Origin of the sequence: Sphingorhabdus arenilitoris (assembly GCF_042651485.1) — a bacterium.
Taxonomy (GTDB): domain Bacteria; phylum Pseudomonadota; class Alphaproteobacteria; order Sphingomonadales; family Sphingomonadaceae; genus Sphingorhabdus_B; species Sphingorhabdus_B arenilitoris.
In genome coordinates, this window is sequence record NZ_JBHSDH010000032.1 from 1 (window position 1) to 24966 (window position 24966).

The 24966-nt window shown below is 55.4% G+C and carries 22 protein-coding genes and 1 pseudogene; 7 read left to right on the top strand and 16 right to left on the bottom strand.

Annotation, left to right across the window (positions count from 1 at the left end):
- Positions 1-102 precede the first annotated feature (102 nt).
- The 7 genes and pseudogenes from ACFOWX_RS13350 to ACFOWX_RS13380 form a co-directional block, all read right to left on the bottom strand.
- Positions 103-1302, bottom strand: a pseudogene (locus ACFOWX_RS13350) (enoyl-CoA hydratase-related protein); the annotation flags it as partial.
- Between the two features lie 19 nt (positions 1303-1321).
- Positions 1322-2527: a serine hydrolase domain-containing protein gene (locus tag ACFOWX_RS13355; RefSeq protein WP_381425120.1), complete on the bottom strand. Its 1206-nt coding sequence runs from the start codon at positions 2525-2527 to the stop codon at positions 1322-1324.
- Positions 2524-3318, bottom strand: coding sequence for an SDR family NAD(P)-dependent oxidoreductase (locus tag ACFOWX_RS13360; RefSeq protein WP_381425122.1), 795 nt, complete (start codon positions 3316-3318; stop codon positions 2524-2526). The genes ACFOWX_RS13355 and ACFOWX_RS13360 overlap by 4 nt, the downstream gene beginning before the upstream one ends.
- Positions 3318-4094 carry an SDR family NAD(P)-dependent oxidoreductase gene (locus ACFOWX_RS13365; protein WP_381425125.1) on the bottom strand — a complete coding sequence of 259 codons (777 nt, stop codon included), beginning with the start codon at positions 4092-4094 and terminating at the stop codon, positions 3318-3320. The genes ACFOWX_RS13360 and ACFOWX_RS13365 overlap by 1 nt, the downstream gene beginning before the upstream one ends.
- A 68-nt stretch (positions 4095-4162) precedes the next feature.
- Positions 4163-5236 (bottom strand): phosphotransferase family protein, encoded by a 1074-nt coding sequence (locus ACFOWX_RS13370; RefSeq protein ID WP_381425128.1) that lies wholly within the window; start codon positions 5234-5236, stop codon positions 4163-4165.
- On the bottom strand, positions 5233-6321 hold the full coding sequence (locus tag ACFOWX_RS13375) for a Zn-dependent alcohol dehydrogenase (RefSeq protein ID WP_381425130.1): 1089 nt from the start codon (positions 6319-6321) through the stop codon (positions 5233-5235). Before ACFOWX_RS13375 ends, ACFOWX_RS13370 begins: the two co-directional genes overlap by 4 nt.
- Positions 6322-6362: 41 nt before the next feature.
- A complete protein-coding gene (locus ACFOWX_RS13380; RefSeq protein WP_381425132.1) occupies positions 6363-7646 on the bottom strand; it encodes an acyl-CoA dehydrogenase family protein in 1284 nt (427 codons plus the stop codon).
- 186 nt (positions 7647-7832) lie between these two features.
- Between ACFOWX_RS13380 and ACFOWX_RS13385 the strand changes: the two genes are divergently transcribed.
- The 3 genes from ACFOWX_RS13385 to ACFOWX_RS13395 all read left to right on the top strand — a co-directional run bounded on the left by ACFOWX_RS13385 (position 7833) and on the right by ACFOWX_RS13395 (position 10992).
- Positions 7833-8993, top strand: coding sequence for an acyl-CoA dehydrogenase family protein (locus ACFOWX_RS13385; protein WP_381425134.1), 1161 nt, complete (start codon positions 7833-7835; stop codon positions 8991-8993).
- Between the two features lie 67 nt (positions 8994-9060).
- Positions 9061-10179, top strand: coding sequence for an acyl-CoA dehydrogenase family protein (locus ACFOWX_RS13390; RefSeq protein ID WP_381425136.1), 1119 nt, complete (start codon positions 9061-9063; stop codon positions 10177-10179).
- Positions 10180-10197: 18 nt separating this feature from the next.
- The gene (locus ACFOWX_RS13395) at positions 10198-10992 is read left to right on the top strand and encodes an SDR family oxidoreductase (protein WP_381425138.1); all 795 of its coding nucleotides are present in this window, start codon (positions 10198-10200) and stop codon (positions 10990-10992) included.
- 751 nt (positions 10993-11743) lie between these two features.
- Here the strand turns inward: ACFOWX_RS13395 and ACFOWX_RS13400 are convergent.
- Positions 11744-12619 carry a LysR substrate-binding domain-containing protein gene (locus ACFOWX_RS13400; RefSeq protein WP_381425140.1) on the bottom strand — a complete coding sequence of 292 codons (876 nt, stop codon included), beginning with the start codon at positions 12617-12619 and terminating at the stop codon, positions 11744-11746.
- Positions 12620-12885: 266 nt separating this feature from the next.
- On the opposite strand from ACFOWX_RS13400, the gene ACFOWX_RS13405 reads away from it, so the two are divergent.
- Together ACFOWX_RS13405 and ACFOWX_RS13410 are read left to right on the top strand one after the other, a co-directional pair.
- Positions 12886-15192 carry a CDC48 family AAA ATPase gene (locus ACFOWX_RS13405; protein ID WP_381425142.1) on the top strand — a complete coding sequence of 769 codons (2307 nt, stop codon included), beginning with the start codon at positions 12886-12888 and terminating at the stop codon, positions 15190-15192.
- A gap of 133 nt (positions 15193-15325) precedes the next feature.
- The gene (locus ACFOWX_RS13410; RefSeq protein ID WP_381425143.1) at positions 15326-15673 is read left to right on the top strand and encodes a DUF3060 domain-containing protein; all 348 of its coding nucleotides are present in this window, start codon (positions 15326-15328) and stop codon (positions 15671-15673) included.
- 88 nt (positions 15674-15761) lie between these two features.
- Here the strand turns inward: ACFOWX_RS13410 and ACFOWX_RS13415 are convergent, their stop codons facing one another.
- Both ACFOWX_RS13415 and ACFOWX_RS13420 read right to left on the bottom strand, forming a co-directional pair.
- Complete coding sequence (locus ACFOWX_RS13415; RefSeq protein ID WP_381425145.1) at positions 15762-17129, bottom strand: MFS transporter; 1368 nt, start codon at positions 17127-17129, stop codon at positions 15762-15764.
- Positions 17126-17452, bottom strand: a complete 327-nt coding sequence (locus ACFOWX_RS13420) for an antibiotic biosynthesis monooxygenase family protein (RefSeq protein WP_381425147.1) — start codon at positions 17450-17452, stop codon at positions 17126-17128. Before ACFOWX_RS13420 ends, ACFOWX_RS13415 begins: the two co-directional genes overlap by 4 nt.
- A 137-nt stretch (positions 17453-17589) precedes the next feature.
- On the opposite strand from ACFOWX_RS13420, the gene ACFOWX_RS13425 reads away from it, so the two are divergent.
- Positions 17590-18216 carry a class I SAM-dependent methyltransferase gene (locus ACFOWX_RS13425; RefSeq protein WP_381425149.1) on the top strand — a complete coding sequence of 209 codons (627 nt, stop codon included), beginning with the start codon at positions 17590-17592 and terminating at the stop codon, positions 18214-18216.
- A gap of 9 nt (positions 18217-18225) precedes the next feature.
- Here the strand turns inward: ACFOWX_RS13425 and ACFOWX_RS13430 are convergent, their stop codons facing one another.
- Complete coding sequence (locus tag ACFOWX_RS13430; RefSeq protein ID WP_381425151.1) at positions 18226-19434, bottom strand: phospholipase D-like domain-containing protein; 1209 nt, start codon at positions 19432-19434, stop codon at positions 18226-18228.
- Positions 19435-19563: 129 nt separating this feature from the next.
- Between ACFOWX_RS13430 and rpoZ the strand changes: the two genes are divergently transcribed.
- On the top strand, positions 19564-19908 hold the full coding sequence (gene rpoZ, locus ACFOWX_RS13435; protein WP_381425153.1) for a DNA-directed RNA polymerase subunit omega: 345 nt from the start codon (positions 19564-19566) through the stop codon (positions 19906-19908).
- Positions 19909-19969: 61 nt separating this feature from the next.
- Here rpoZ and ACFOWX_RS13440 read toward each other — a convergent pair whose 3' ends face one another.
- The 5 genes from ACFOWX_RS13440 to ACFOWX_RS13460 all read right to left on the bottom strand — a co-directional run bounded on the left by ACFOWX_RS13440 (position 19970) and on the right by ACFOWX_RS13460 (position 24944).
- Positions 19970-20569, bottom strand: a complete 600-nt coding sequence (locus tag ACFOWX_RS13440; RefSeq protein WP_381425155.1) for a DUF3800 domain-containing protein — start codon at positions 20567-20569, stop codon at positions 19970-19972.
- Positions 20570-20591: 22 nt separating this feature from the next.
- Positions 20592-20954 carry a hypothetical protein gene (locus tag ACFOWX_RS13445; RefSeq protein WP_381425157.1) on the bottom strand — a complete coding sequence of 121 codons (363 nt, stop codon included), beginning with the start codon at positions 20952-20954 and terminating at the stop codon, positions 20592-20594.
- A gap of 104 nt (positions 20955-21058) precedes the next feature.
- Positions 21059-23005, bottom strand: a complete 1947-nt coding sequence (gene ftsH / locus ACFOWX_RS13450; RefSeq protein ID WP_381425179.1) for an ATP-dependent zinc metalloprotease FtsH — start codon at positions 23003-23005, stop codon at positions 21059-21061.
- Between the two features lie 82 nt (positions 23006-23087).
- Positions 23088-24041, bottom strand: a complete 954-nt coding sequence (tilS, locus tag ACFOWX_RS13455) for a tRNA lysidine(34) synthetase TilS (protein ID WP_381425159.1) — start codon at positions 24039-24041, stop codon at positions 23088-23090.
- 6 nt (positions 24042-24047) lie between these two features.
- Positions 24048-24944: a hypothetical protein gene (locus ACFOWX_RS13460; RefSeq protein WP_381425161.1), complete on the bottom strand. Its 897-nt coding sequence runs from the start codon at positions 24942-24944 to the stop codon at positions 24048-24050.
- Between the last annotated feature and the right edge of the window lie 22 nt (positions 24945-24966).

Below are 24966 nucleotides of genomic sequence, written 5' to 3' on the forward strand. Positions count from 1 at the left end.
AAAATCAGTCAAATCAAAACGTCCCATTACCCAGTCTCCTTTCGCAAAAAGACTGAATCAGATATTACGCTTCTTGGGAATCCCTTTTATGAGTATGTGACCTAGGATCGCGCCCGGCTTGCAAATGCTGTCCAGCTTTCCAAAAACCTCCTTCTTCACCTCCATGCTTTCATACACGGCCTCGATCACCAAATCGCAATCGGCAAGGTCATCCATCGAAAGACTGGGGGTGAGCAGGCCCATCATGCCCTCAACCTGTTCAGCCGTGAAGCGGCCCTTAGCGGCGCTGGCTTCGTAATTTTTGCGGATCACACCGACGCCGCGATCAAGATTTTCCTGTGCCATTTCGACGATGGTAACTGGGATACCTTTGGCTAGAAAATTCATCGATATGCCGCCGCCCATCGTGCCTGCACCAATGACACCGACTTTTTTAATGTCGCGCAGGGGCAAATCTTTGGGCAGGCCGTCAATCTTTGCGGCTTGCCGTTCGGCGAAGAAAATATGCCGCTGCGCCGCCGATTGGCTGCCCATCATCAGCTTCATAAACTCGGTCTGTTCAAAGGCCATGCCTTCATCAAAGGATAAACGCGTGGCCGCCTCAACACAGGCAAGGTTGGCGTAAGGGGCATCGAAGCCTTTCCATTTGCGGGCATTGGCGACTTTTAATGCTTCGATGGATGAAGCATCGCCCTTCACGGGCAGGTCGCGGGTGGCGCGGGGCCCCTGCGCGATCATCTCGCGGGCAAAGGCGATGGCATCTTCCGCCAGGCTTGCCTCTCCGGCGATCCTGTCCACAAGGCCCATATCCTTGGCCGCAGGGGCAGGGACGGGCACGCCGCCCGAACACATATTCGCTGCTGCTTCAACGCCCACTAAACGCGGCAAACGCTGCGTCCCACCAGCACCGGGCAATAGGCCAAGCTTAACCTCCGGCACGCCCAGCATGGCCGAGGGTACGGCGATCCGGTAATGGCAGCAGAGCGCCGTTTCCAAACCGCCACCAAGCGCGGTGCCATGAATCGCGGCGATGATCGGTTTGCTCGATTGCTCCATTGCGTCGAGCGTTGCGTGCAAGCCGGGTTCCTTGGGAGCCTGCGTAAATTCGGTAATATCCGCGCCCGCGATAAAGGTGCTGCCATCGCAGCGCAGCACAATCGCTTTGACCGCATCATTGCTCAGCCCTTCTGCTACGCCGTCTTTCAGACCCTGCCGGACGTGCCAGCTCAGCGCGTTGACGGGCGGGTTGTCGACCAAAACGACAAGAACATCATCATGGATTTGGGTGGTTACGGATTGCATGGAGATTTCCTTCAATTTGTCAGGCGGCAAGCGCCGCATAGAGCATGGTGCGAATTTCGCGGCGAATGGGGTAGGTCATGGACGGCATGAGCTGCGTCATAAATATCATGCAGATATCTTCCTGCGGATCGACAAAAAATGTCGTCGAATACATGCCGCCCCATGAAAATTCGCCCTGCGATCCCGGGATCATCGTGGCGGCCGGATCAATATTGACGGCAAAGCCAAGGCCAAAGCCAATGCCTGCATTTTCCGCCTCGCTGAATAACGCCGTGGAATGCTGTGTCAAATCGCCGCCACCCGGCAGGTGATTTGCGGTCATCAGCTCTAATATTTTGGGGCTGATAATCTGCGCGCCATCAAGCGCTCCGCCATTCAGCAGCATCCGGCAGAATAAATGATAATCGGCAACAGTAGACGAAAGCCCGCCGCCGCCCGAATGGATTTTGAACCCTTTGGCCCATGCGCTGTCTGCGCCGCCCGGATCGTTGGGGATCATTTTGTCGGTTGGGTGAAAGGCAAAGCTGGCTGTTAACCGGCTGGCTTTCGATGCTTCGACCTGAAAGCTTGTATCGGTCATGCCCAGCGGCGCGAAGATATGTTCGGCAAAATAATCGCCCAGCCGCTGCCCCGATATCCGCTCAACAATGACGCCCAGAACGTCGGTGGACACCGAATAATTCCAGCTGCTGCCCGGGTCAAATTGCAGCGGAATTTTCGCAAGGCCAGCGATGAAGCTGTCCGAGTCAAATTTATTCCAGCTTTCAATATCGCTGCTGCGATAGGCGGCGTCGACCGCGGTGCGTTCTTGAAAGCTATAGGTCAACCCGCTGGTATGGCGCAGCAGGTCGATGATGCGCATTGGCTGCACCGGTGGGCGGGTGTAAAATGGGATGTTGCCGCCGCCCGCAACAAAAACGCCCATATTGGCAAATTCAGGCAGATATTTGGCGACCGGATCGCTGAGCGCCGCCTTGCCTTGTTCCACCAGCTGCATGAAGGCGATGGAGGTAATCGGCTTGGTCATCGACGCGATGCGGAAAATGGCGTCCTCGCTCGTGCCAGATGTCCAGCGATAGGCGATCTCATCACCGCGCCCGATCAGCAGCGACCCGAACGGCATCCGCCCGCTATCCAGATATGTGCTTTGAATAAACGCGCCAATGCGCTCCAACCGGTCAGGCAGGAAGCCGAAGACGGAAGGGCTGGCGGGTCCGTGCATCATACCGCCGTTTGCCCGGTCAATTGCCGCGTCACGGGATGGGAACTGGACAGACCGCCATCAACGGCGATTGCCTGCCCATTGATATAGCTTGCCTGATCGCTGGCAAGGAACAAGGCAACATTGGCCAGCTCCTCTGGCTGTGCACCCCGGCGCAGCGGGTTCAGCCGCCCTACTTTATGCATCACATCCTTTGCCTTGGCATAATCAAATGTTGGTTTGGTCATGCCGGTTTCGGTCAGGCCGGGGCAGATGGCGTTGACCCGGACGCCGGTGTCGCTCATCTGCTGCGCCGATACCATGGCCAGGTTAATGACGCCCGCTTTACTGGCTGAATAGGGCGGGCCGCCTGCGCCCGAACGGATGCCCGCAACGCTGGCCGTCAGGATTATTGATCCGCCGTTTCCGGCATCGGCCATGACTTTTCCAGCATGCTTGACCATCAACCAGGGGCCAATCAAATTGACGCGCAGCACCTCAGTAAAATTTTCAACGCTATTGTCGAATATCCCCTCCATACCGCCCGATATACCGGCATTGGCAAAGGCGATGTCGATCCGGCCATGGGTATCCAGCGCCAGCTTTACGATAGCCGCAACATCCTCTTCCTTGCCTGCATCCATCTGCATCGCGGCCGCGCCGTCACCGATCATCTTTGCGGTTTCCTGCACGCTCTCTGCCATATCACCCAATATCACTTTCGCCCCTTCGGCGGCAAAGCGGATGGCGGACGCGCGGCCAATGCCGCTGCCTGCGCCGGTGATGATTGCAATTTTTCCGTCCAATGCGGCCATTATGCTCCTCCTGATATTGTGGCTCCGCCATCGCAGATGATGGTTTGTCCGGTTGTGAATGCGCCTGCCTTTGACGACAGAAAAACGACAGCACCGGCAATTTCCGGCGGTTCGCCGATGCGTTTCAAGCAGGCCATGTCGGTGGAACGTTTCAAGGTTTCGGGATTGTCGGTCAGCGCCTTTGCCATGTCGGTCCGGATCAGCCCGGGTGCAACGCAATTGACGCGCACGCCCTGCGGTCCAAATTCAACCGCCAGATTGCGCGCCATTTGCATGTCGGCGGCCTTGGAAATGCAATAGGCGCCGATGATGGGCGACCCTTTCACCCCGCCGATGGACGAAATGATCGTGATCGCGCCGGACCCGCGCTCCAGCATTTCTGGCGCTGCCATGCCGATCAGCCAATGGTTGGACAGGATATTATTGTCCATAATCTTACGAAACTGATCATCGCTAATCCCCAATGACGGGCCATAATAGGGATTGGTTGCCGCGTTGCAGACCAAAACGGTAATCTTGCCAAAAGCGCTGCGGGTTTCATCGACCAGATTTTGCAGATCATCCTTGGATGAAATATTTGCGGCAACCGCGATAGCCGTGCCTTCGCCATATTGCGCGTTGATTTCGGCGGCGGTCGCCTCGCAGGCATCGAGCTTGCGGCTGGAAATAACGACCTTTGCGCCTTGTGCCGCCATTTCAAATGCGATGGCCCGGCCGATCCCGCGCGACGATCCCGTAATGATGGCGACATCGCCGCTCATGTCGAACAGGGACATATTTCTCTCCTCTTTATCCTGCGGCCTTTGCCCTCATATGGCCTCGGCTATCGCTACCGCGAATGATGTTAGGCTCCCGCCTTTTGCGCAAACGCCCATGCGGCCTGCGCCAAGGGCGTGACGCGTTCGGACATATTTTTTGCATGGGCGCTGCTTGCTGTGCCTTCGATCACTCGTTTCTTAATGCCTTGAATGATCCCGGCCAGACGGAAGAAATTATAGGCGAAATACCAATTCATATCGGGGATGCCGTCCCGTCCGGTGGCCGCGCAATAGCGTTCGATGACTTCCTCCAATTCGGGGATGCCCAGCGCGGCGCGGTCGAGATCCATGACGCCGGAGCGCCCTTCGTTGGGCGTCACCCAAGCCATGCAGACATAGGTGAAATCCGCCAGTGGATCGCCAAGCGTCGATAGCTCCCAATCGAGCACCGCGCGCACCTTTGCCTCATGAGCATCGAATATGGCATTGTCGATCCGGTAATCCCCATGCACCACGCTGGTCCGCGTTTGTTCCGGCATGGTTTCGGGCAGCCATTTCATCAGGCTTTCCATCTCTGGCATCGTTTCGGTTTCGGACAGGCGATATTGCTTGGTCCACCGTTCAATCTGCCGTCCGAAATAATTCCCGGGCTTGCCAAATTCGGAAAGATCAGCCGCGTCCACATCGACATTATGGAGCGCGGCCAGCACATCAATCATTTCCATGTAAATGGCGCGTCGTTCATCCGGGTTGCTGTCGGGCAATGCGCCGTTCCAGAAAGTACGCCCTTCGACCATGCCCATCACATAAAACATACTGCCCGCAACATCATCATCGGTGCACAGGCCATAGGGACGCGCCACCGGAAACCCGGTTGGATATAGGCCGGATATAACGCGAAATTCCCGGTCCACTGCATGAGCCGAAGGCAGCAATTTGCCGAACGGTTTGCGGCGCAATACATATTCGCCGCTCTCGGCGCTGATTTTATAGGTTGGGTTGGATTGGCCGCCGGCAAATTTGCGCACCGTGATCGGCCCTGTAAAGCCTTCCACATTTTCGGCCATCCATGCAGTCAGCTTGACCTCGTCTAGCTTATCCGCGCCTTCGGGTATAACGGTTCCGCTAAAGGCTTTTTGAGCATCAAGTGTTTCTGTCATTGGTCAAATATGATGACCGACCGGGCGGCATCACCTTTCCTCATTTTATCAAAACCATCGTTAATCTGGGCCAGCGGTATCGTCTCCGCAATGATGCTGTCGAGATCGAGCATATCGCGCAGGTAGAAATCAACAAGCCGGGGTATATCAACTGGGAAATGGTTGCCGCCCATGATTGCGCCCTGCAATTTTTTGCTGCCTAGCAGGTCCATCGCCGATAGGCCGACTTTATGGTTTAGCGGCATCATTCCCAATATCGTCGCCGTGCCGCCGCGCCGTAATATTTTGACGGCCAGCTCACCGGATTCCGGTCGGCCCACGGCTTCGATCGCATGATGCACACCGCCCTGTGTCATTTCGATAATTTGTGCCGCCGCGTCATCCGCCAGCGCGTCGATCACATCGGTCGCCCCCAGCTTTTGCGCCAAAGCCCGTTTTTCAGGCAGCGGGTCGCAAGCGATGATCCGGCCAGCACCGGCAATCTTTGCGGCGTTTATGGTCGCAAGCCCAACCCCGCCGCAGCCGATGACGGCAATGCTTTCGCCGGGCGTTACGTTGCAGGCGTTAAATATAGTGCCCGCGCCGGTGGTGACTGCACAGCCAATGACTGCCGCCCGGTCGAGCGGCATATCGGGGTTGATCGCAACGCAGGCATTTTCGTGGATCAGCATCTGTTCGGCAAAGGCCGACAGGTTGAGCATTTGCGCCACCGGAGAGCCGTCCGCGCGCGTAATACGCGGCGCGTCGCTTGGTCCCCGCCGCGTTGCTGCACCAAGGCACAGCGACATACGCCCGGTCACGCAAAATTCGCATTGCCCGCAAAATGCGGACAGGCAGGTAACAACTGCATCGCCCACCTTCACGCTGCGCACTTCGCTGCCCACGGCCTCGACAATGCCCGCTGCCTCATGCCCGGCGATGGCGGGCAGGGCATGGGGATAGGCGCCGTCGATGAAATGCAGATCGCTATGACATAGACCGCAAGCGGCGGTGCGGATTAAAACCTCATGCGCTTGCGGTTTGGAAATAACGACATCTTCTATTTCCAGCTTTTTTCCCGGTTCGACCAGAATGGCTGCTTTCATAACGGCGCTCCTCCGTTTTTGGCTTTCACCCGTCTTGCCGCTTAACGGGTGGCCGCCATGTCACCTGACGAAATGCGCGATGATGGACGTCCGCCATGCTTGCCAAATTCCATCCGGGCAATGGCGCGCGCGTGCACTTCATCCGGACCATCGGCCAGCCGCAATGTGCGTTGATGGGCATAGGCTGCGGCTAGTCCGAAATCTTCTGAAACGCCGCCGCCGCCATGCGCCTGTATTGCGTCATCAATGATTTTCAGCGCCATATTCGGGGCTTGAACCTTGATCATCGCAATTTCGGCTGCTGCGGCTTTATTGCCGACCTTATCCATCATATCGGCGGCCTTCAGGCATAGTAGCCGGGTCATTTCTATGTCGATCCGGGCGCGGGCAATCCGTTCTTCCCACACGCTATGCTCGGCGATAGTCTTGCCAAAAGCGACCCGCGACAATAGCCGCTTCGTCATTTTTTCCAGCGCCTCTTCGGCAACGCCAATAGTGCGCATACAGTGATGAATACGGCCTGGCCCCAAGCGGCCCTGCGCAATTTCGAATCCGCGCCCTTCACCCAATATGCAATTGGACACTGGAACGCGCACATCTTTCAGCTCGATCTCCATATGGCCATGTGGCGCATCGTCATAACCAAAGACGGGTAAGTGCCGAAGGATATTGACGCCCGGTGCGTCGAGCGGGACCAATATCTGTGATTGCTGCGCATGGCGCTGCGCCTCGGTATCGGTTTTACCCATGACAATCGCGATTTTGCAGCGCGGATCGCCTGCGCCCGATGACCACCATTTAACGCCATTGATGACGTATTCATCACCGTCCCGAACCATGCGGGTTTCAATATTGGTGGCATCGGATGATGCGACGGCAGGCTCTGTCATCAAAAAGGCGCTGCGGATTTCGCCGTTCATCAATGGCACCATCCATTTCTGCTTCTGCTCCGCTGTGCCATAGCGCATGAACACTTCCATATTGCCTGTGTCAGGCGCAGAACAGTTGAACACTTCCGACGCAAAGCCGATGCGGCCCATTTCTTCGGCGCAAAGTGCATATTCCAGATTGGTCAGCCCGGGGCCTTCAAAGGCGACAGTGTCATCGACATGGGGGTGACCCGATGATGGCGGCATGAATAAATTCCATATGCCCGCCGCCTTCGCTTCCTTTTTCAAATCTTCAAGGATCGGGATGACTTTCCAGCGGTCCCCGGCGGCATCCTGTTCCTTGTAAACAGGAACGGCGGGACGCACTTTAGCTTCGATAAAGTCGCGGACCCGGTCACGCCAATAGCTTTGCTTCTCCGTCAGTTCGAAATCCATGAATCATCTTCCTCTTCTCATTAACTGTCCGATTAACTGTGTCAGAATAAAGCGGCTATGGCCAGCCCTCAAATTGGTTATCTATTGACGTTACGGCACGCTGCTATTGCCCGTAATTCCGTATATCTTGCTTGCCAGCACCGCGTTTCTGGCCTTAGTCTGCACAACATTAGAGGAGATTGATTCATGACCGATCTGGAAAAATTCCGCGCCGAAACCCGCGTCTGGTTAGAAGCCAACTGTCCCCCCGAAATGCGATTGCCAGTAAAAGGCGATGATGACATGTGCTGGGGCGGGCGCAAATTTGTCTTTCAAAATGATGCGCAAAAACAATGGCTCAATATTATGGCGGAGCGCGGCTGGACCGTTCCCGACTGGCCGACGGAATATGGCGGCGGTGGTTTAACCCCGGCAGAGGCGAAGGTGCTGCGTCAGGAAATGGCGAAGCTGAAATGCCGCTTGCCCTTGTCCAGCTTTGGCATTTGGATGCTTGGCCCGGCATTGCTGCAATTCGGAACCGAGGAGCAGAAGAAACATTATCTGCCGCAAATTGCGCGCGGAGAAATCCGCTGGTGTCAGGGATATAGCGAGCCGGGCAGCGGCAGTGACCTTGTGTCCCTGCAAACCTATGGCGAGGATATGGGCGACCATTGGAACGTCAATGGCCAGAAAGTATGGACCAGCTATGCCGACAAGGCGGACTGGATTTTCTGTCTCGTTCGGACCGACAAAAATGACAAATATCGCGGCATCAGTTTCCTGTTATTCGACATGGAAACACCGGGCGTCACGACCAAGCCGATTAAACTCATCAGCGGCAAAAGCCCATTTTGTGAAACATTTTTCGACAATGTCAAAGTGCCCAAGCATCAGATTGTCGGCGAGCTTAACCGCGGCTGGGATGTGGCCAAATATCTGCTGGGTCATGAACGTGAAATGATTTCGGGTGGCGGTGTTTCGCTCGATATGCCGAGCATCGGCGCGGCCTATGCCGATATTGCGGCGCTTGACCCTATCTTACGCGCTGAAATGGCGGCATTTGATATTGAAACCATGGCGTTTCGCGCAATGAGCGAGAAATTCATGGATGAAATGAAAGCAGGCAAGGGCCATCCCGCACAGCCCAATATGATGAAATATGCAGGTACGGAGCTTAACAAAAAACGCCATGAGCTGATCATGGCGGCATCGGGCAGCGACGGGTTGGAATGGGACAGCGAAGCATCGGGTGAAGGCAAAAAGCCCCGCGACTGGCTTCGCACCAAAGCGAATAGCATCGAAGGCGGCACGAGCGAGGTGATGTTGAATGTCATCTCAAAGCGCATACTCGAACTACCCGGCGGGTAACTCACTTTACTGCGCCCGTTTGCCGTGGAGCAGTCCATGGCCGCCCGCTTAATGTTTAGGAAAAAATATGCCCCTTTATCATAATGACGAACAGCAAATGCTCGCGGATAGCGCGCGGGAATTTATGAAATCAGAAGCTCCGGTTGCCCATCTGCGCGAATTTCGCGACAAAAACTGTAAGGATGGCTTCAGCCACTCCTTGTGGAAGCAATTTGGCGAAATGGGCTTTAACGGCATTTTGGTGAGCGAGGACGATGGCGGGCTTGGCATGGGCCATTATGAAGCCGGCATCATTTTGGAAGAGATTGGCCGCAACTTGTCACCATCACCATTTTTGACCACTGCTGTTGCGGGTGTCGAGGCACTGAATGCGGGCAGCGCCGAAATGCGCAGCCGCTGGCTGCCGGGCATATTGGCGGGTGAAACCGTTCTGGCGCTGGCCATTGACGAACAGGCAAAGCACCGTCCCGAAGCAATTGCGATGGAGGCGCAGCGGTCGGGTAACGGGTTTCGGTTGAACGGCAAAAAGCAATTTGTCATTCACGGCGCATCGGCAGATATGCTAATCGTTGCGGCGCGGACGGACAATGGCCTGACCCTGTTCGCGGTTGAAAAAGACACGAAGGGGATGGACGTAGAAGCGGTGCGGCTGGTGGATAGTGCGGTGGCGGCTCATGTCACTTTGGACAATGTGGAGCTGACCGCCGACGCGGTTATTGGAGAGGTTGATCAGGGAGCGGCTGTCCTTGACCGGATGCTGCGCGCTGGACGGATCGGGTCGGCGGCAGAAACCGTCGGCGTCGGCGCTGGCGCCATGGATATTACGGTCAACTATCTGAAAGAACGCAAGCAATTTGGGAAGGCGATTGGCGAGTTTCAGGGCCTACAACACCGCGCCGCGCATTTATATTCCGAAATTGAAATTGCCCGCGCGGTGGTGATGAAGGCGCAGCAACTATGCGATGAAGGCAGCGCCAATGCCGAAATGATGGTCAGCGTCGCGAAAGCCAAAGCGGGACGGGCCACGAACCTATCCGTGCGCGAAGGCGTGCAGATGCACGGCGGCGTTGGCATGACCGATGAATATGACATCGGCCTTTACATGAAACGCGACCGGGCGCTCGCAGAATTTTTCGGTGACGCCAATTATCATATTAACCGCGTTGCCCAAATGAACGGCTATTGATTTTTTCAGGAGATAAAAATGGACCTCAATTCCTTATTCAACCTTAATGGCCGTGTTGCACTGGTAACGGGTGGTTCGCGCGGCATCGGACGAATGATCGTCGAAGGCTATCTCGCCGCCGGGTGTGAACGGGTGTATATCAGCGCGCGTAAAGTGGATCAAATTGAACAGACTGTTGCCGACCTCGGTGGTAAGGTGATTGGGCTACCCGCCGATTTGTCCACCGTGGACGGCTGCCACAGCTTGGCACATCAAATTGCCGAGCGTGAAGAGAAGCTGGATATATTGGTCAATAATGCAGGAGCAGCATGGGGCGCAGAATATGGCAGTTTTCCTGAGGCGGGTTGGGACCGCACCATGGATTTGAATGTGAAGGGGCTGTTTTTCCTGACACAGGCGCTGCACGGGACCATGAAAAATGCGGCGAGTTTTGAACGGCCTGCAAAGATAATCAATATCGCATCGGTTGACGGCATTAAAATCAACCCATGGCAAACCTATCCCTACCAAGCGTCAAAGGCTGCGGTGATTCATCTGACACGGCGGTTGGCGGCCGAATTGGCACCGCAAAATATTTTGGTCAGCGGCATCGCGCCGGGTGCTTTTCCATCGGAGATGAATAAGGTTGCACGGGATCATGAAGATGCCGTTGGCCAAAACATCCCTTTCCCGCGTGTCGGCACTACCGAAGATATGGCCGGATTGGCGATCTTTTTGGCCAGCCGCGCGGGAGATTATATTTGCGGCGATACGATCGCATGCGATGGCGGAATCGCTTATTCCAGCCTGCCTGGTAATAGCATCGACGCTTAAATTCCTATAATTTTGTAAAAAGATAGCGGGTCTCGAATTTATTTCGAGGCCCGTTCCCGTTGAAAATACTGGCAAAATTGACAACGAAAGACATAGTTGCACATTTTGCAACAGATGGAATTTTTTTCGCACTTGCACAAAAATTAGGAAGGGCCCATTTGCAGGTCGTCGGACGCGGTAACGCACCGAAACAGTTTTGACCGGCGAGCCTCTCTCTCCTCCTCTCCCTCGCTCGCTGGAAGAAATAACGGCCCTCATGCTTCGCGCTGGGGGCCGTTTTTGTTTATCCCCGAAACTTTCCACCGCTAACTCCGCAGTCTGTGGATAACTTTCCATTTTCTCATTGCACCGACTCGGGGGCAGGGTGCATCTTTCAATTGTCAGCAGGAAAAATGACACGGCGAAATGAACCGGCAACGGGGAATTCGGCCAAGTTACTTGACCTAATGATCGCCAGACTGGGAAAACGACCGGACCGAAAGGAAAGGGAACCGAACAGACCTGACGTGCATTAAGACAACGAACATCAAGTGCGGGTCCGTGATAGAATCTTCGGATGAAATTAAGGATCAACGCCGGATGGGATACCAAAAATGCTAAAGGTGAAATGGAATATCTTCGGATAGGAAATGGAACCGGACACCTGATAACGTATAAGCGCGGTCTTCGGACGGCGAGTTTGCAAGATCAGGTGCAAGTGGTCGCTGACAGCAATGTCAGCGGCCATTTTCTTTTTACGCGGCTACCCCGGCTATACCCCGGCTTTTAAGAGCCAGTCGTGGAACAGTTTCACCGACCGTTGTTTCAGCGCGCGCGGACGGCAGACAAACCAATAACTATAGGGGCTTTCCACCTCGACATTGAACAACCGTGTCAACCGGGGGTCTTTTGCATCGGACAAATGGCTGCCATGCATGATCGCAATGCCAAGGCCATTTGCCGCCGCCTCGAGCATCAGCGGCCCGCTCGAAATATTGTCGATTGCGGCGGGTTTCAATTTCGGTATGCCCATGGCGTTGCGCCACTCGTCAAATATTTTCGGCATATCACTATGCACAATCACCGTATGCTTGGCCAAATCCTCTGGCTTGGTGATATTATGCTCTTGCGCTATTTGTTTCGATGCAATGGCATAGACGGTGTTGGTGTCCAACCGCACGCTATATAATTTGGGATCAACATCGGCGGCAATGATAATGGCCGCATCTACAACATCGCCCAGCAGATTTTCGGCATGGGCCGACGCATCCACATCGATATGCAGCTTTGGAAACATTTTACGCAATTCGGGAAGGCGCGGGATAAGCCGCTGTGTCCCGAATAAAGGCAATACGCCCAGCCGCAGCCGATATTCGCCGCCCTGACCCGATAATTCATCCACTGCCTCTGCCATTGCCTCCAATGCAGGCTCGATCGCATCGAGTAATTGTTGCCCGTCATGGTTGAGGATCATCGCTTGCGACCGGCGATCAAACAGGGACTTGCCCATAAAATCTTCGAGGGCCTTAATACGGCGGCTGAGCGCGGGCGGGGACAGGGACAATTCGCTGGCCGCTGCTTTGGCAGAGCCCAATTTGGCCACGCGCACAAAAGCTTCCAATGATCGTAATGGGGGCAGACGCCGCATATTTTCCTCCAATTTACCTTGCTCGGCCAACATAGGCGTGGTTGCAAGTTTTGCAATCGATTAAAGGCTGTTGTCATTTGCGCAATATAGGCAAATCCCTCATAAGAACATTGCCTAATCGGCACTCTCTCCCAAAGACTTCCCAAAGGGTCAGCAATTCGCTGGCCCTTTTTTTGCGCGATTGAGCGGTGCAGCCCTTGCGCCTGAGGGTATTTTTGCCCATTTATCTGCTATCTATCACCGACCTCGGACCGGGAAAGGCCGATATGGCAAAAGAAAATAGCAGCACCAAAATTCAAGTCGCAAACGCAAAGGCCGAGGATTCCGGCCGCGGTCTTGCGCGTCTGTCGCGCGAAATCATGACGTCGCTGGCCCTACAACAAGGGGATGTGATCGAAATCACCGGCAAACGTAGCACCGCAGCGCGCGTGGTTGATCCTTACCCCGAAGATGAGGGTTTGGAGATTATCCGGCTCGATGGATTGCTGCGCGCCAATACTGGGGCGAGCGCAGGCGAAAAAGTGGAAATTGCCAAGGTAGAGTCCAAAGCCGCAACTAAGGTTGTGTTCGGCCCTGCACAGCGTGAAATGAGGCTGGAAGGTCCGCCGCAGGCATTGCAGCGCAGCTTCATGGGGCGGGTCTTTGTTGCAGGCGATATCGTTGCCACCCATGCGCAGCAGCGGGTCGCCCCCGATGATATGCCGCCGCAGCTGCGTCAGATGCTGGCCGCGCCGGCTTTCTCATTGGCGGAAATTCGGTTGGCGGTGGTGTCCACCGTGCCTAAGGGCGTGGTGCATATTGATGCGACCACCGAAATTGAGCTGCGCGCCGAATTTTCCGATGCGACGCAGGGACGCCGCGCCGACGTGACCTATGATGATCTCGGCGGTATGGGCGATACCATCAATGCTTTACGCGAAATGGTCGAGTTGCCGCTGCGTTATCCGGAGCTGTTCACGCGGCTGGGCGTTGATCCGCCGCGCGGCGTGTTGCTCCACGGCCCCCCTGGCACCGGTAAAACCCGCCTTGCCCGCGCCGTGGCCAATGAAAGCGATGCGCAATTTTTCCTGATCAACGGCCCTGAAATCATGGGCAGCGCTTATGGCGAATCCGAAAAGAAGCTGCGCGAGGTTTTTGATGCAGCGGCCAAAGCGCAGCCGTCGATCCTGTTTATCGACGAAATAGATTCGATCGCCCCGTCGCGGGACAAGGTGCATGGCGAGGCGGAAAAGCGGCTCGTGGCGCAGCTGCTCACCCTGATGGACGGGTTGGAGCCGCGCACCAATTTGGTTGTCATCGCCGCCACCAACCGCCCTGACGCAATCGATGCCGCGCTGCGCCGTCCGGGGCGCTTTGACCGCGAAATTATCATCGGCGTTCCCGATGAAAGCGGACGGCGCGAAATTATCGGCATCCATACCCGCGGTATGCCGCTGGCCGATAATGTCGATTTGAAGGATCTGGCCCGTGCGACCTATGGTTTTGTCGGTGCGGACCTGTCCTCGCTATGCCGCGAAGCCGCGATAGAGGCAGTGCGCCGGATGATGCCGCAGATTGATTTTAGCGACGGCAGCCTGTCACCCGAACTGCTCGAAAATATGCGTGTCACGCGTGATGATTTTACCGACGCGCTGAAACGCGTGCAGCCGTCGGCCATGCGTGAAGTGATGGTGCAGGTCCCCGATACACGCTGGTCGGATATTGGCGGCTTGGATGAGGCGCAAATGCGGTTGAAAGAGGGCGTTGAGCTACCGATGAAAAATCCGGAGGCTTTTCACCGCCTTGGTATTCGCCCGGCAAAGGGCTTTTTGCTATATGGCCCGCCCGGCACCGGCAAAACGCTGCTCGCCAAAGCAGTCGCGCGCGAGGCATCGGCGAATTTCATCGCGACAAAGGCGAGCGACCTGCTGAGCAAATGGTATGGCGAGAGCGAACAGCAAATTGCCCGCTTGTTTGCTCGTGCGCGGCAAGTGGCGCCAACGATCATCTTCTTGGATGAGATAGACAGCCTTGCGCCCATTCGTTCCGGCGGAGCAGGCGGCGGCGCGCAAGTGAGCGAGCGAGTGGTCAACACGTTGCTTGCTGAAATGGATGGGCTCGAAGAAATGCAGTCGGTGGTGGTCATCGGTGCGACCAACCGGCCGACATTGATGGACCCCGCGTTGCTGCGCCCCGGACGCTTTGACGAGCTCGTTTATGTGACGGTGCCGGACAAGGCGGGGCGGCGGCGCATCCTGGCCATCCACACCGGCAAAATGCCGCTGGGCAAGGATGTTGACCTAGATGAAATTGCCGAGCGCACCGACCGTTATACCGGCGCAGACCTAGAGGATTTGGTTCGCCGTGCGGGCCTGTTCGCGCTGCGCGAAGATGAAAGCGGAGCAAAAGAGGTGCGCATGGACCATTTCAGCCAAGCGCTGAACGCCAGCCGGGCAACCGTGACGGTGGAGATGGAGGAAGAATATCGCACCATCGAAACCAAGCTAAAAACCGCCGCCTCCACCCCGCGCGGCATGGGTTTCGTCATGCCAGGCCAAGTCACGCCCACCAACGCCAGCAAGCATGAGGATTGAGGAGCGGGCAAATGTAACGATGGAATTTCTGACATTTTTTTGCGGAAATTACAGATGAAATAAATCGTTCAATTTCGGTTCATTTTTTTGGGCGTAATTTCAAAAAACAAAGTTTGTTTGGGAGATATTATTTATGACCGTGAAAAAATATTTGCCGTTATTGGCTGTCACTGCATCCTTGTTTGGCGCGAGCGCTGCGGGTGCAAATGCTGTTGTCGATGGCGCAAATCAAAAGATGACTCTCGATTGCAAAGGCGGTCCGGCAGTGATTGATGGTGCCTATAATGATGTCGTATTCACTGGTGTTTGCACCAGCTTAAAAATTGACGGTGCATATAACAAAATCAAAATCACTTTGAAGCCCGGCGCGTCCGTATTTGTAGACGGGGCCTACAACGAAATTATGTGGCGGTCGGAGGGTAAAGAAAAACCACGAGTGTCCGTCGATGGTGCCGGTAACCGGATACTTCGCAGCAAATAGAATATCTCCACTCCTATGCCCGGCCCCTTGAGGGCCGTGCATGGCTTCGGCATAGCTATATCACCAGCGGTGGCGCTAGGTCCTCACCCTAATCCGCAGGTATCGCAAGCGCCCTTTTGCCCCAAAGGATCAAGAATGCCAGCGCTGCGGCCATGAGGATGAAGGTCGCCGGTTCCCATATGCTGAATAGCCATACGCCGAGCGCGGGTGCAGCGATATAGGCGGCGCCGTTGATGCTGGCGATTTTGCCAGCCACATCGCCTTGTTCGCTGCGCCGCACCGCGAGCGATGCGCCGGCGGTAAAGCCCGGCCGGTATAGGCCAAAGCCCAAAGAGGCGAGGGCAAAACCGGTGCTGATCCCGTAAAAATCGTGGCTGGCCCCGGTCATACTGACGCCGATGAGCGCCAATATGCTGCCCCACAGCACCGATGCTTTGGGTCCAAGCGACAATATGGGGATCAGGCCCCATTGCGCCAGCAGCGTCGCCATCGCGCCGATGAACATCACGCTGCCAATGGCTTGAACCGCGCCTGATGGATCGTCATGCAGGCCAAGGCGGTCGCGGACCAAAAAGCCGACCACGCCCATCATGACCGCCTGCGCGTGCCCGCCGATCAGGCCCGCGATGAGCCACGGCAAAACTCGCCGGTCGCGCCAAGGCAGGTGTGCAGGCGGCGTAGCATTTTTGGGCGAACCCAAAGGAGCGTTGTCCTCTTCGTCATTCGGGCGGCCGACCTGCGCCGAGCTAGGGTAACTGGTGATTGTGCCGCGTGCTTCAAATCGCGGTGTATCGGCAGGCAAATAGCAATATAGCGCCACTAGCACGCCCACACCGAACAGTGCAAAGATAATCATCGGCCCTGCAAGGCCGAGCGGGTAGAAAACAAGGAAATGGGCGATAGCCGGACCGATGACGGTGCCGAGGCCAAAGGACGAAGCAAGCAGCGATAGCGCCTTTGTCCGTTCTGCCCGTTCGGTGCGCGCGGCGACATAGGCCTGCACGGCGGGCGGGGCTGCGCTGCCAAATGCGCCATAGAGGCTGCGGAACAAGGCGAAGAGGACGAAGGTCGCCGTTGCTCCCAAAAAGCCTTCCAGCCCCAGCCATAGCATCAAACCGCACAGGCCCATCGAGGAGATAAATCCATAGGTGCCAAGCGTCATCAGTTGCTTTCGCCCGCGCCGATCGGACAAATGCGCCCATTTCGGCGCGGTGATAACCCACAATAATGCCGACCAGCTGAACGCGAGGCTGACCCATACATCGGCGATGTCAAGCTGACTTGAGATAGCGGGCAGGATGGATTGCATCGCGGTATTGCCCGCTGCCGCAACGAGCATCACAAGGAATAAAATCACCAGCCGCCCGTTGGGAATTGCGGCGGCAATCGCATTGGGCGAGTCATTGGGACCGGACGAGTCTTTGGGATTGGGGGAGGGGCCCATGCTATTGCTCATTGCGCTTTTTCCCAATCATAGCTGCGTTCGGTGGCGGCGACGTGCAAATCATAATGGCTGTACCAACGGTCACGTCCAGCGTCGCGGATAGCGCGGTGACGCGGATGGTCGCGCCATGCCTTGGCGGCGGTATCATCGGCCCAATAGCTCACCGTGATACCCAGCCCATTGGCGTCCCGAACGCTATCGATTCCGCAATAGCCGGGTTGCTGCTGCGCCAGCTGGATCATTTCCTCTGCCGCTTCGGCATAGCCTGCGCCGTCTTGCGCCGTGCGCTGGGCGACGAAAATGACAGCAATGGTTCCGGCGGGATAACAGGTCATATGGCTGCCATAAGCGGATATGCGTGCGGGCGGCAAGAATAGTTGCAAATCACCATGTTGTTTTTTCTGTAACAGGCTTGCAACACAGCGTCAGTTTTGCGACTAGGGCGGGTCCCTGAAATTTGGAATAAGCCAATATGACATCTTCAAGCCTCAGCAAAACGCGCCTGATCGACCGCGTGAAAACAAAGGTCAGCCGTTTCTTTGGCCCGTGGGGCGTGTTTTTCAAAGGCTTTATGAAGCATCCGGTTATGGTCGGGTCGATCATCCCGTCGTCTTCGCGCACGGTGCATAAAATGCTGGCTCCGGTTGATTGGGAAAATACGACTTTATTTGTCGAATATGGCCCCGGCATCGGCACATTTTGTCAGCCGGTGTTGGACCGGATGCGGCCCGATGCGAAATTGATCGTGATCGATTTGAACCCTGACTTTGTCGACTATTTGCGCAAGTCTATTCACGATAGCCGTTTTGTCGCGGTACATGGGTCGGCGGCGGACGTGAATCAGATTATTCGCGATTTCGGCTTTCAACATGCCGATTATATTCTGTCCGGCCTGCCATTTTCCACATTGCCGGATGATTTGGGTCCAGTCATCGCCGCCGAAACGGCCAAGGCGATACGTCCGGGCGGAGCATTTCTGGTATATCAGTTTCGGGCCCGTTGCCGCGATTTCATGGCGCCGCATTTTAAGAAAATCGACCATGGTTTTGAAGCGTGGAACATCCTCCCCTGCCATTTATTTTGGGGCTGGAAAGAGTGACGATTGGGCTCATTTGTTCAATTTATCAGTCAATAAATTTGCCGGTTTTCGGAGCAATCCAAATTTGATCCTGCGGCCGATGGTATAGTCCAGCGTATTGACGAGCAGATAAGCAAGCCCCTGCTTGATCCGCCGGAACAAGCCGCTGCGTTTCGCATGTTTGATCAGCGTTTGTTCTTCGCTGTCCTGTGCCATCGCGGTTAAATGGCTGCGGACAAATTCGGCTACCTCCCGGTCGTCGATGCGAACCATAATTTCCATATTGATGAACAAGCTGCGAATATCGAGATTTGCCGAACCGATATAGCTGATATCGTCGATGACAATAATCTTGCAATGGAGCGGGCGTGTTTGAAATTCGAAAATGCGCGCACCGCGTTTCAGCAAATAGCGATATAGCGACCGAGCGGCCGGGATCGTTGCCCCATTGTCGGTTTTTCCGGCCATAATTAACGTAGAATTTCCGCGCCTTGTGACCTTTGCAATCCGCCGCAATATGGATTGAGAGGGCGAAAAATAGGCTGCGGCAAAGTGGAGTTGCTCGGCCCTTTCCAAATCCCGTTTCAGCGATAATGCCCATGACGATATCCGGTTGGTCGGCCCGCCCAGCAACCAGGAAATTTTGCTGTCTTGCGGTTTCCAATCCTGTATCAGCTTGCGTAATTGTCCAAACCGCACCCCGCCATCTGCGGTAATTTTCCGCAGCTCCTCATAATATCGCGCAAGCGCCTCTACATTTTCACCGATAATAATAACGCCGAAATCTTCCCAGCTTTTATCTCCTGCGCGGCCAAAATAATGATCGGTTATATTATAGCCGCCTATTAAGGCGCTGCTTCGGTCCGCGATGAGTATCTTTTGGTGGTTGCGAATGAAATAGCCCATATTCCAACGCGAGCTGAAACGGTTGAACCGGCCTCCTGCGCCGGCAATCTTGTCGAAAAAGCTGTCCTGCGTGTCTGCTGATCCGAAGCTGTCAACGATCAGGTCGACCGATACACCGCGGCGCAATGCGTTCATGAGGGCGGCCATCACTTGCCGTCCGCTTTCATCGTCACGAAACATATAGCTGAACATCAAGATGCTGCGCTGCGCCCCGTCAATAAGGCGCAATACCGCCGCCAGCCTGCTTTCCGGATCGCTGATCAGATATAGATCATGTCCGCCTACGTGGCTATGTTTGCCCGGCAATTCAAGGCTTTTGGGGCTTGACGTCATGTATAGGAGATAGGGACCGATTATGGCCCGTGCAAGCGCCGTCGCACATTGCTTTTCATTGACAATTGCGGGGTGTCGGCCTAATGGCGTGTCAACTTTCCGATATAACTATGAGAATCAGGAGCCGATATGGCGCGCGTTACCGTTGAAGATTGTGTTGATAAGGTCACAAACCGTTTTGACCTTGTGCTGCTTGCTGCTGAGCGGGCGCGGGAAATAGCTGGCGGTGCAGAGCTGACCTTGGACCGTGACCGCGATAAAAATCCGGTTGTTGCCCTGCGCGAGATTGCCGAGCAAACCGTTAAGCCTAATCAGCTTATGGAAGGTTTGACCCAAAGCCTGCAGAAAGTTCAAATTGACGAAGATGAAACGCCCGACGAAATTGGCTCAATCAGCCTGTCTGCCGAAGCGCTTCGCCTGACAGCGGCTGCACCGGCGCGCGGTGCCAGTGTTGCGCGGGATTATGACCGGTAATCATTGCCGATAATGTATTTCAAAAGCCCGGCCTCGCTCCGGGCTTTTTTATGCCCAGCGTTCATATGTCGGGCAGGATATGCATGACGATCCGGCCATTTTGCAAAAGAGGTTCGGCAATCGCCGCAAGCCGGGCCTGACGGTCGGTCACCAATGCGCGGTTGAAAAATGTGTTGGCAATGACATCGGCGATTTGCAGGCCAGCCAGCTTGTGACTTTCCTCGAGCCGCACCTGCCCCCATTGGCCTACCTGATCGGCTATATCACTTCGGATCAGCTCCAGCGTCCGTTCGCCATAGCGTCCATCATCCAGGATCACATCACCGCATCCGCCGGTTTGCGGCAACATGGCGCCGATTACCTCATTGGCTAGCTGTGTGTAAATTTCTATGTCATGCTCGCCGCGGTCCGCTCCTTCGTCCGGTTTTAGCGCGGATATCGCTATGCCGACCGTGGCACGGCCAGCGGTTTTTTCGAATAGCTCAAAAATATAAGCGCGCTCGGCCATGTCGATCCGGCTGCCCTTCAACTCTGTGCGCAGGCCAGTGACTTCGCGGTAGCGTTGCAGCAGCGCATCGGCCTCTTCCTCTTCAATATGGACGCCAGCAAATGTCATCACCCCGCGCCCGACGCCGCCGCTTTCATCGCAATAAATGGGCATGATTGTGTCCTGTGACGGAGGCTTAGCAGGGATAACGGCGGATCAATATTTCGCGCAATGCCTGTGTGACCGACATTTTGCTGCGCCGGTTGGATGGAATTTTGCCAAATTCAGCCAGCATCTTGTTGGCGTCCATTCCGTGATTATCGGGGATGCAGAATAGTGGGTTTCCAGCTGCTTTGGCGCGATCATTTTCGGCCTTAACTGCTTTTCCGGCGCTCCTCATTTCCGACATGAGTGGTCTTATTTCAGGCGACAAGATGGCGGCGGTTCCCTTTTTCTGAAGCGCCAAACCTTTGACGTAGAAGCTTTGCGCATCCATTGCGTGCGCGACCGCTGGCATCGCCGCCAACATCAATAAAACCGCCAAAAGCCTGATACCCATATCTGCTCCTTCATCCGATATGCGAAAGATTACAAGCTTGGGTCATTTTGTAAATATTTGATTTACCGGACCATATCCGATTGCTCAGAACGGGTCCGGTAAACTTACGCGCCTTGCGGGGATGCGCCGCCAATATTGCTACCTTTACGGCGTCCGGTTTTCGGGATGGCTGATCCAGTTTGCGTGACTGGCAAGGCTTTTGGTTTGTTATCATCGTCGCGGTTCATCGTTCCGGTTTCAATCAGCTGCCTGATTTCATCGCCGGTCAATGTTTCATATTCCAGCAACGCATTGGCAACGAGGTTAAACTCCTTCTTATGCTTTTTCAGCAAGGATTCCGCTCGTTTATAGCCGCGATCCAAAATCTTGCGGATTTCTTCGTCAATGGCCAGTGCGGTCTGGTTGGCCATCGGGCGGCGCTGCGCTCCGCTTTGGCCAAGATAATTTTGCGACTGATATTCATATTGGATCGGGCCAAGATCGGATAGGCCCCATTGCGTGACCATGGCAGTTGCCATGCCGGTTGCACCCTGAATATCGCTCGACGCACCTGCCGAAACGCGTTCTTCGCCAAAAGTGATCTTTTCGGCAATCTGACCCGCCATCCAAACCGAGATATGCGCGTGCATTTGATCGCGGTGCATGGATGTCCGGTCGGATTCAGGAAGTTGCATCACCATACCCAACGCGCGGCCACGCGGAATAATGGTCGCTTTATGGATCGGGTCCGACGCAGGTTCAAAGAAGCTGACAATTGCATGGCCCGCTTCATGGAACGCGGTCATGCGCTTTTCATCTTCGCTCATCACCATCGATTTGCGCTCGGTGCCCATCATCACCTTGTCTTTGGCCTCTTCAAACTCGCTCATCGCAACGAGCCGTTTGGCACGGCGTGCGGCCAGCAATGCGGCTTCATTGACCAAATTGGCCAGCTCAGCGCCCGAAAATCCGGGCGTGCCTCGCGCAATAATATTGGGATCAACATCGGGTGCGAGCGGCACTTTTTTCATATGCACGTCAAGGATGAGCTTACGGCCCTTAATATCGGGCAACGGCACCGTCACCTGACGGTCAAAACGGCCGGGACGCAGCAAAGCAGGGTCAAGCACGTCAGGGCGGTTGGTCGCCGCAACGATGATGATGCCTTCATTCGCCTCAAACCCATCCATTTCAACAAGCAGCTGGTTCAGCGTCTGTTCGCGCTCATCATTTTGATTGCCAAGTCCTGCGCCGCGGCTGCGGCCCACTGCGTCGATTTCGTCGATGAAAACGATGCAGGGTGCGTTCTTTTTTGCCTGCTCAAACATATCGCGCACACGGCTTGCGCCAACGCCGACAAACATTTCCACAAAATCGGAGCCTGAAATGGAGAAGAATGGTACGCCCGCTTCGCCCGCAATTGCGCGGGCCAGAAGCGTTTTACCCGTTCCCGGCGATCCGACAAGCAAAGCGCCTTTTGGAATTTTTCCGCCCAGACGCGAAAATTTGCCCGGATCCTTCAAAAATTCGACGATCTCCTGCAATTCTTCGCGCGCTTCGTCGATACCCGCAACGTCTTCAAAGGTAACCTTGCCATGCTTTTCGGTCAGCAATTTGGCCTTGGACTTGCCAAAGCCCATCGCGCCGGAACCGCTGCCTTTTTGCATCTGGCGTAACACGAAGAATGCAATGCCAAGGATTAAGAGGAATGGCAGCGCTTGATAGAGGAAGATGAGCCACATGCTCGGCTGCTCGACCTGTTTGCCTTGCACATCAACGCCTTGTTCTTCGAGCAGTTGATATAGCGACGAATCGCTGGCCACGGGCACCGTTGAAAAAGTCTCATTATTTTTCAGCTTGCCAGTGATCTTATCAGGTGCAATGGCCACCGACTGCACTTGGCCAGCGGATACTTTTTCACGGAAATTGGAATAGCTTATGCCCTGCGCTGCATCATTTGCACCGCCGCTGAAAATAGACGCGATGATCAGGAAAGCGAAAATGATCGCTGCCCAAATCGCCATATTTTTCACCAAAGGGTTTTGGCCTTGTGGTTCTTGTTCGTCATTCATCGCTTTAACCTTGCCGTTTAGCTGCGTTATCTCACCCTCCAATGTAGGCGCGAATAGGTGAATGGCAATATAATAGAGCGAATTATTTCTGCATGCCTCTGGGCGGGGCAGGGCGAAGCAGCCATTTGTCGCCGCCCTTGCACAAAATATCCCCAATGCTCGCCGTTTCGCCACGCTTTATACTGTGCAATAGCCGCGTGATCGCTCCGCCCCTCGGCTCAAATTCGGGGGATAGCTGCTGCAAAGCGATGCGCAGCAGGCGGCGAAGCAATTCGGGCGGCAGGTCGGCAGGGTCCAGCCAAATTTGACCGTCTTGTGCGGATATATGCGTTTCGCGCAAACGCTGCGCAGTCCAATCCAGCGCGGCCGATGCTTCGGCCAGTGCTGCGGCGCTATTGGCTGCCGCCAACGGGTTTAGCGGATGGTCCATGCTGGCCAGCCATTGCCGTATACGCACGCGGTCAAAATCTTCGTTCCGGTTGCTGGGGTCGGCGATTGCAGAAACACCGGCTGCGTCGCAGATGGAGATCAGCTCTGCCTTCGTGAAATTGAGCAATGGGCGGATGATCCGGCCATTTTGGGTCCGCACCGCCGAAAGACCATCGACGCCGCTGCCCCGGGCGAGGCGCATCAATATCGTTTCCAGCTGGTCATCGGCATGATGCGCCGTTGCGATCCAAGCGCACTCGCGCCGGTCTGCCCAGCGATGGAGGGCGGCATAGCGTGCGGCGCGGGCCTGTGATTGAATATTGCCGGTGATGGCGCTGTCTGGGTGCAAAATGTCACAGCTTAACCCGCGTTCTGCGCATATTTGCGCAACATAGCGGGCTTCCGCTGCGGCCTCAGTGCGCAGCTGGTGGTCAACCGTGGCAACAATGAACTTGCCGGGCAACACATCATGGGCGAGCAGCATCAAGGCAAGGCTATCGGGGCCGCCCGAAACAGCCAATCCCATCTGGCCATCCCATTCCGATAAAGGAACGTCTAGGATCGTTTCGATATTGGCCCTAAACCGGCTTTGATATTCAGCCGTCACACTTACTTATTTACATTTTGCCCGGGCGCGGCCCGATGCAACCCTGTCGGACAAGCGGCCCGATGCGATATCGGGATAAGCCTCGGCCAATTGGCCAAAAGCCTCGCATGCTTCGACAGGTTTATTCAGGTCGATTAACGCCACGCCAAGGAAATACAGGCTGTCAGGCGCCCGTTCGCCGCGCGGGTCATCCTTGTAATTGTCATACAGGATTTTGACGGCACTGGCCGGTTTCTTGTCATCCAGCCAAGCCCGGCCCAGCAGGTTACGCGCAAAGCTGGCACGGGGATGTTTGGGGAATTTCTTCACCGTATCGGCCAATTGCACCTGCGCTTCGGGATAAAATTTGCCTTCCCATAAACGGTAACCATAGGTGTAGCTATCGTCGAAGGCATCGCCAGTAACAGGCTTTTCTATTGCAGCTACCGCTTGCATCCGAGCCGTGCTGGCGACGGTTGTTGTTTTTGGCGGTGTTGAGTTCGCGGCGGGCAGTGGCACCGCCGCGGCCGTGTTGGCGGGTGGAGCGGTCGCCGCAGCTTTTTGCTGCTTCAACTCTGCTTCTACCGCTTTTAGGCGTTCGTCCATTAGTCGGTAATTGTTATTTTGCCGTTCCACCTGCCCGGTCAAAGTCGCAAGCTGCGCCTCCAACGCGTCAACGCGCACGATCAGGTCGCTAACCGCCGAAGATGAGCTGTTATTGCTATTTGGGGTCGCGGTTTCTGGTTTAATTTCCGGTTCAAAAAACTTCCCCGCGCCATTGGGAAAAACTTGGCGCTGAACAGCAACCATTTCCTTTTCCAGTTTTTTGACCCGGCCTTCCACATTGGCATCCTGTGCCAAGGCGGCATGGCTTCCCGCAAACAGCGTGGCCGCTGCGCCTAATAGTGCCAGTCGAAGCTTCATTTTCTTCCTTCCAATATGGACG

Bases quoted from the DNA above. Each gene is read 5' to 3' on its own strand.
- ACFOWX_RS13370 (WP_381425128.1), bottom strand. From the start codon at position 5,236: ATGACAGAAACACTTGATGCTCAAAAAGCCTTTAGCGGAACCGTTATA.
- ACFOWX_RS13395 (WP_381425138.1), top strand. From the start codon at position 10,198: ATGGACCTCAATTCCTTATTCAACCTTAATGGCCGTGTTGCACTGGTA.
- ACFOWX_RS13400 (WP_381425140.1), bottom strand. From the start codon at position 12,619: ATGCGGCGTCTGCCCCCATTACGATCATTGGAAGCTTTTGTGCGCGTG.
- ACFOWX_RS13360 (WP_381425122.1), bottom strand. From the start codon at position 3,318: ATGGCCGCATTGGACGGAAAAATTGCAATCATCACCGGCGCAGGCAGC.
- ACFOWX_RS13420 (WP_381425147.1), bottom strand. From the start codon at position 17,452: ATGACCTGTTATCCCGCCGGAACCATTGCTGTCATTTTCGTCGCCCAG.
- ACFOWX_RS13355 (WP_381425120.1), bottom strand. From the start codon at position 2,527: ATGATGCACGGACCCGCCAGCCCTTCCGTCTTCGGCTTCCTGCCTGAC.
- ACFOWX_RS13425 (WP_381425149.1), top strand. From the start codon at position 17,590: ATGACATCTTCAAGCCTCAGCAAAACGCGCCTGATCGACCGCGTGAAA.
- rpoZ (WP_381425153.1), top strand. From the start codon at position 19,564: ATGGCGCGCGTTACCGTTGAAGATTGTGTTGATAAGGTCACAAACCGT.
- ACFOWX_RS13430 (WP_381425151.1), bottom strand. From the start codon at position 19,434: ATGACGTCAAGCCCCAAAAGCCTTGAATTGCCGGGCAAACATAGCCAC.
- ACFOWX_RS13390 (WP_381425136.1), top strand. From the start codon at position 9,061: ATGCCCCTTTATCATAATGACGAACAGCAAATGCTCGCGGATAGCGCG.
- ftsH (WP_381425179.1), bottom strand. From the start codon at position 23,005: ATGAATGACGAACAAGAACCACAAGGCCAAAACCCTTTGGTGAAAAAT.
- ACFOWX_RS13445 (WP_381425157.1), bottom strand. From the start codon at position 20,954: ATGGGTATCAGGCTTTTGGCGGTTTTATTGATGTTGGCGGCGATGCCA.
- ACFOWX_RS13380 (WP_381425132.1), bottom strand. From the start codon at position 7,646: ATGGATTTCGAACTGACGGAGAAGCAAAGCTATTGGCGTGACCGGGTC.
- ACFOWX_RS13460 (WP_381425161.1), bottom strand. From the start codon at position 24,944: ATGAAGCTTCGACTGGCACTATTAGGCGCAGCGGCCACGCTGTTTGCG.
- ACFOWX_RS13415 (WP_381425145.1), bottom strand. From the start codon at position 17,129: ATGAGCAATAGCATGGGCCCCTCCCCCAATCCCAAAGACTCGTCCGGT.
- ACFOWX_RS13365 (WP_381425125.1), bottom strand. From the start codon at position 4,094: ATGTCCCTGTTCGACATGAGCGGCGATGTCGCCATCATTACGGGATCG.
- ACFOWX_RS13375 (WP_381425130.1), bottom strand. From the start codon at position 6,321: ATGAAAGCAGCCATTCTGGTCGAACCGGGAAAAAAGCTGGAAATAGAA.
- ACFOWX_RS13410 (WP_381425143.1), top strand. From the start codon at position 15,326: ATGACCGTGAAAAAATATTTGCCGTTATTGGCTGTCACTGCATCCTTG.
- ACFOWX_RS13385 (WP_381425134.1), top strand. From the start codon at position 7,833: ATGACCGATCTGGAAAAATTCCGCGCCGAAACCCGCGTCTGGTTAGAA.
- ACFOWX_RS13405 (WP_381425142.1), top strand. From the start codon at position 12,886: ATGGCAAAAGAAAATAGCAGCACCAAAATTCAAGTCGCAAACGCAAAG.
- ACFOWX_RS13440 (WP_381425155.1), bottom strand. From the start codon at position 20,569: ATGCCCATTTATTGCGATGAAAGCGGCGGCGTCGGGCGCGGGGTGATG.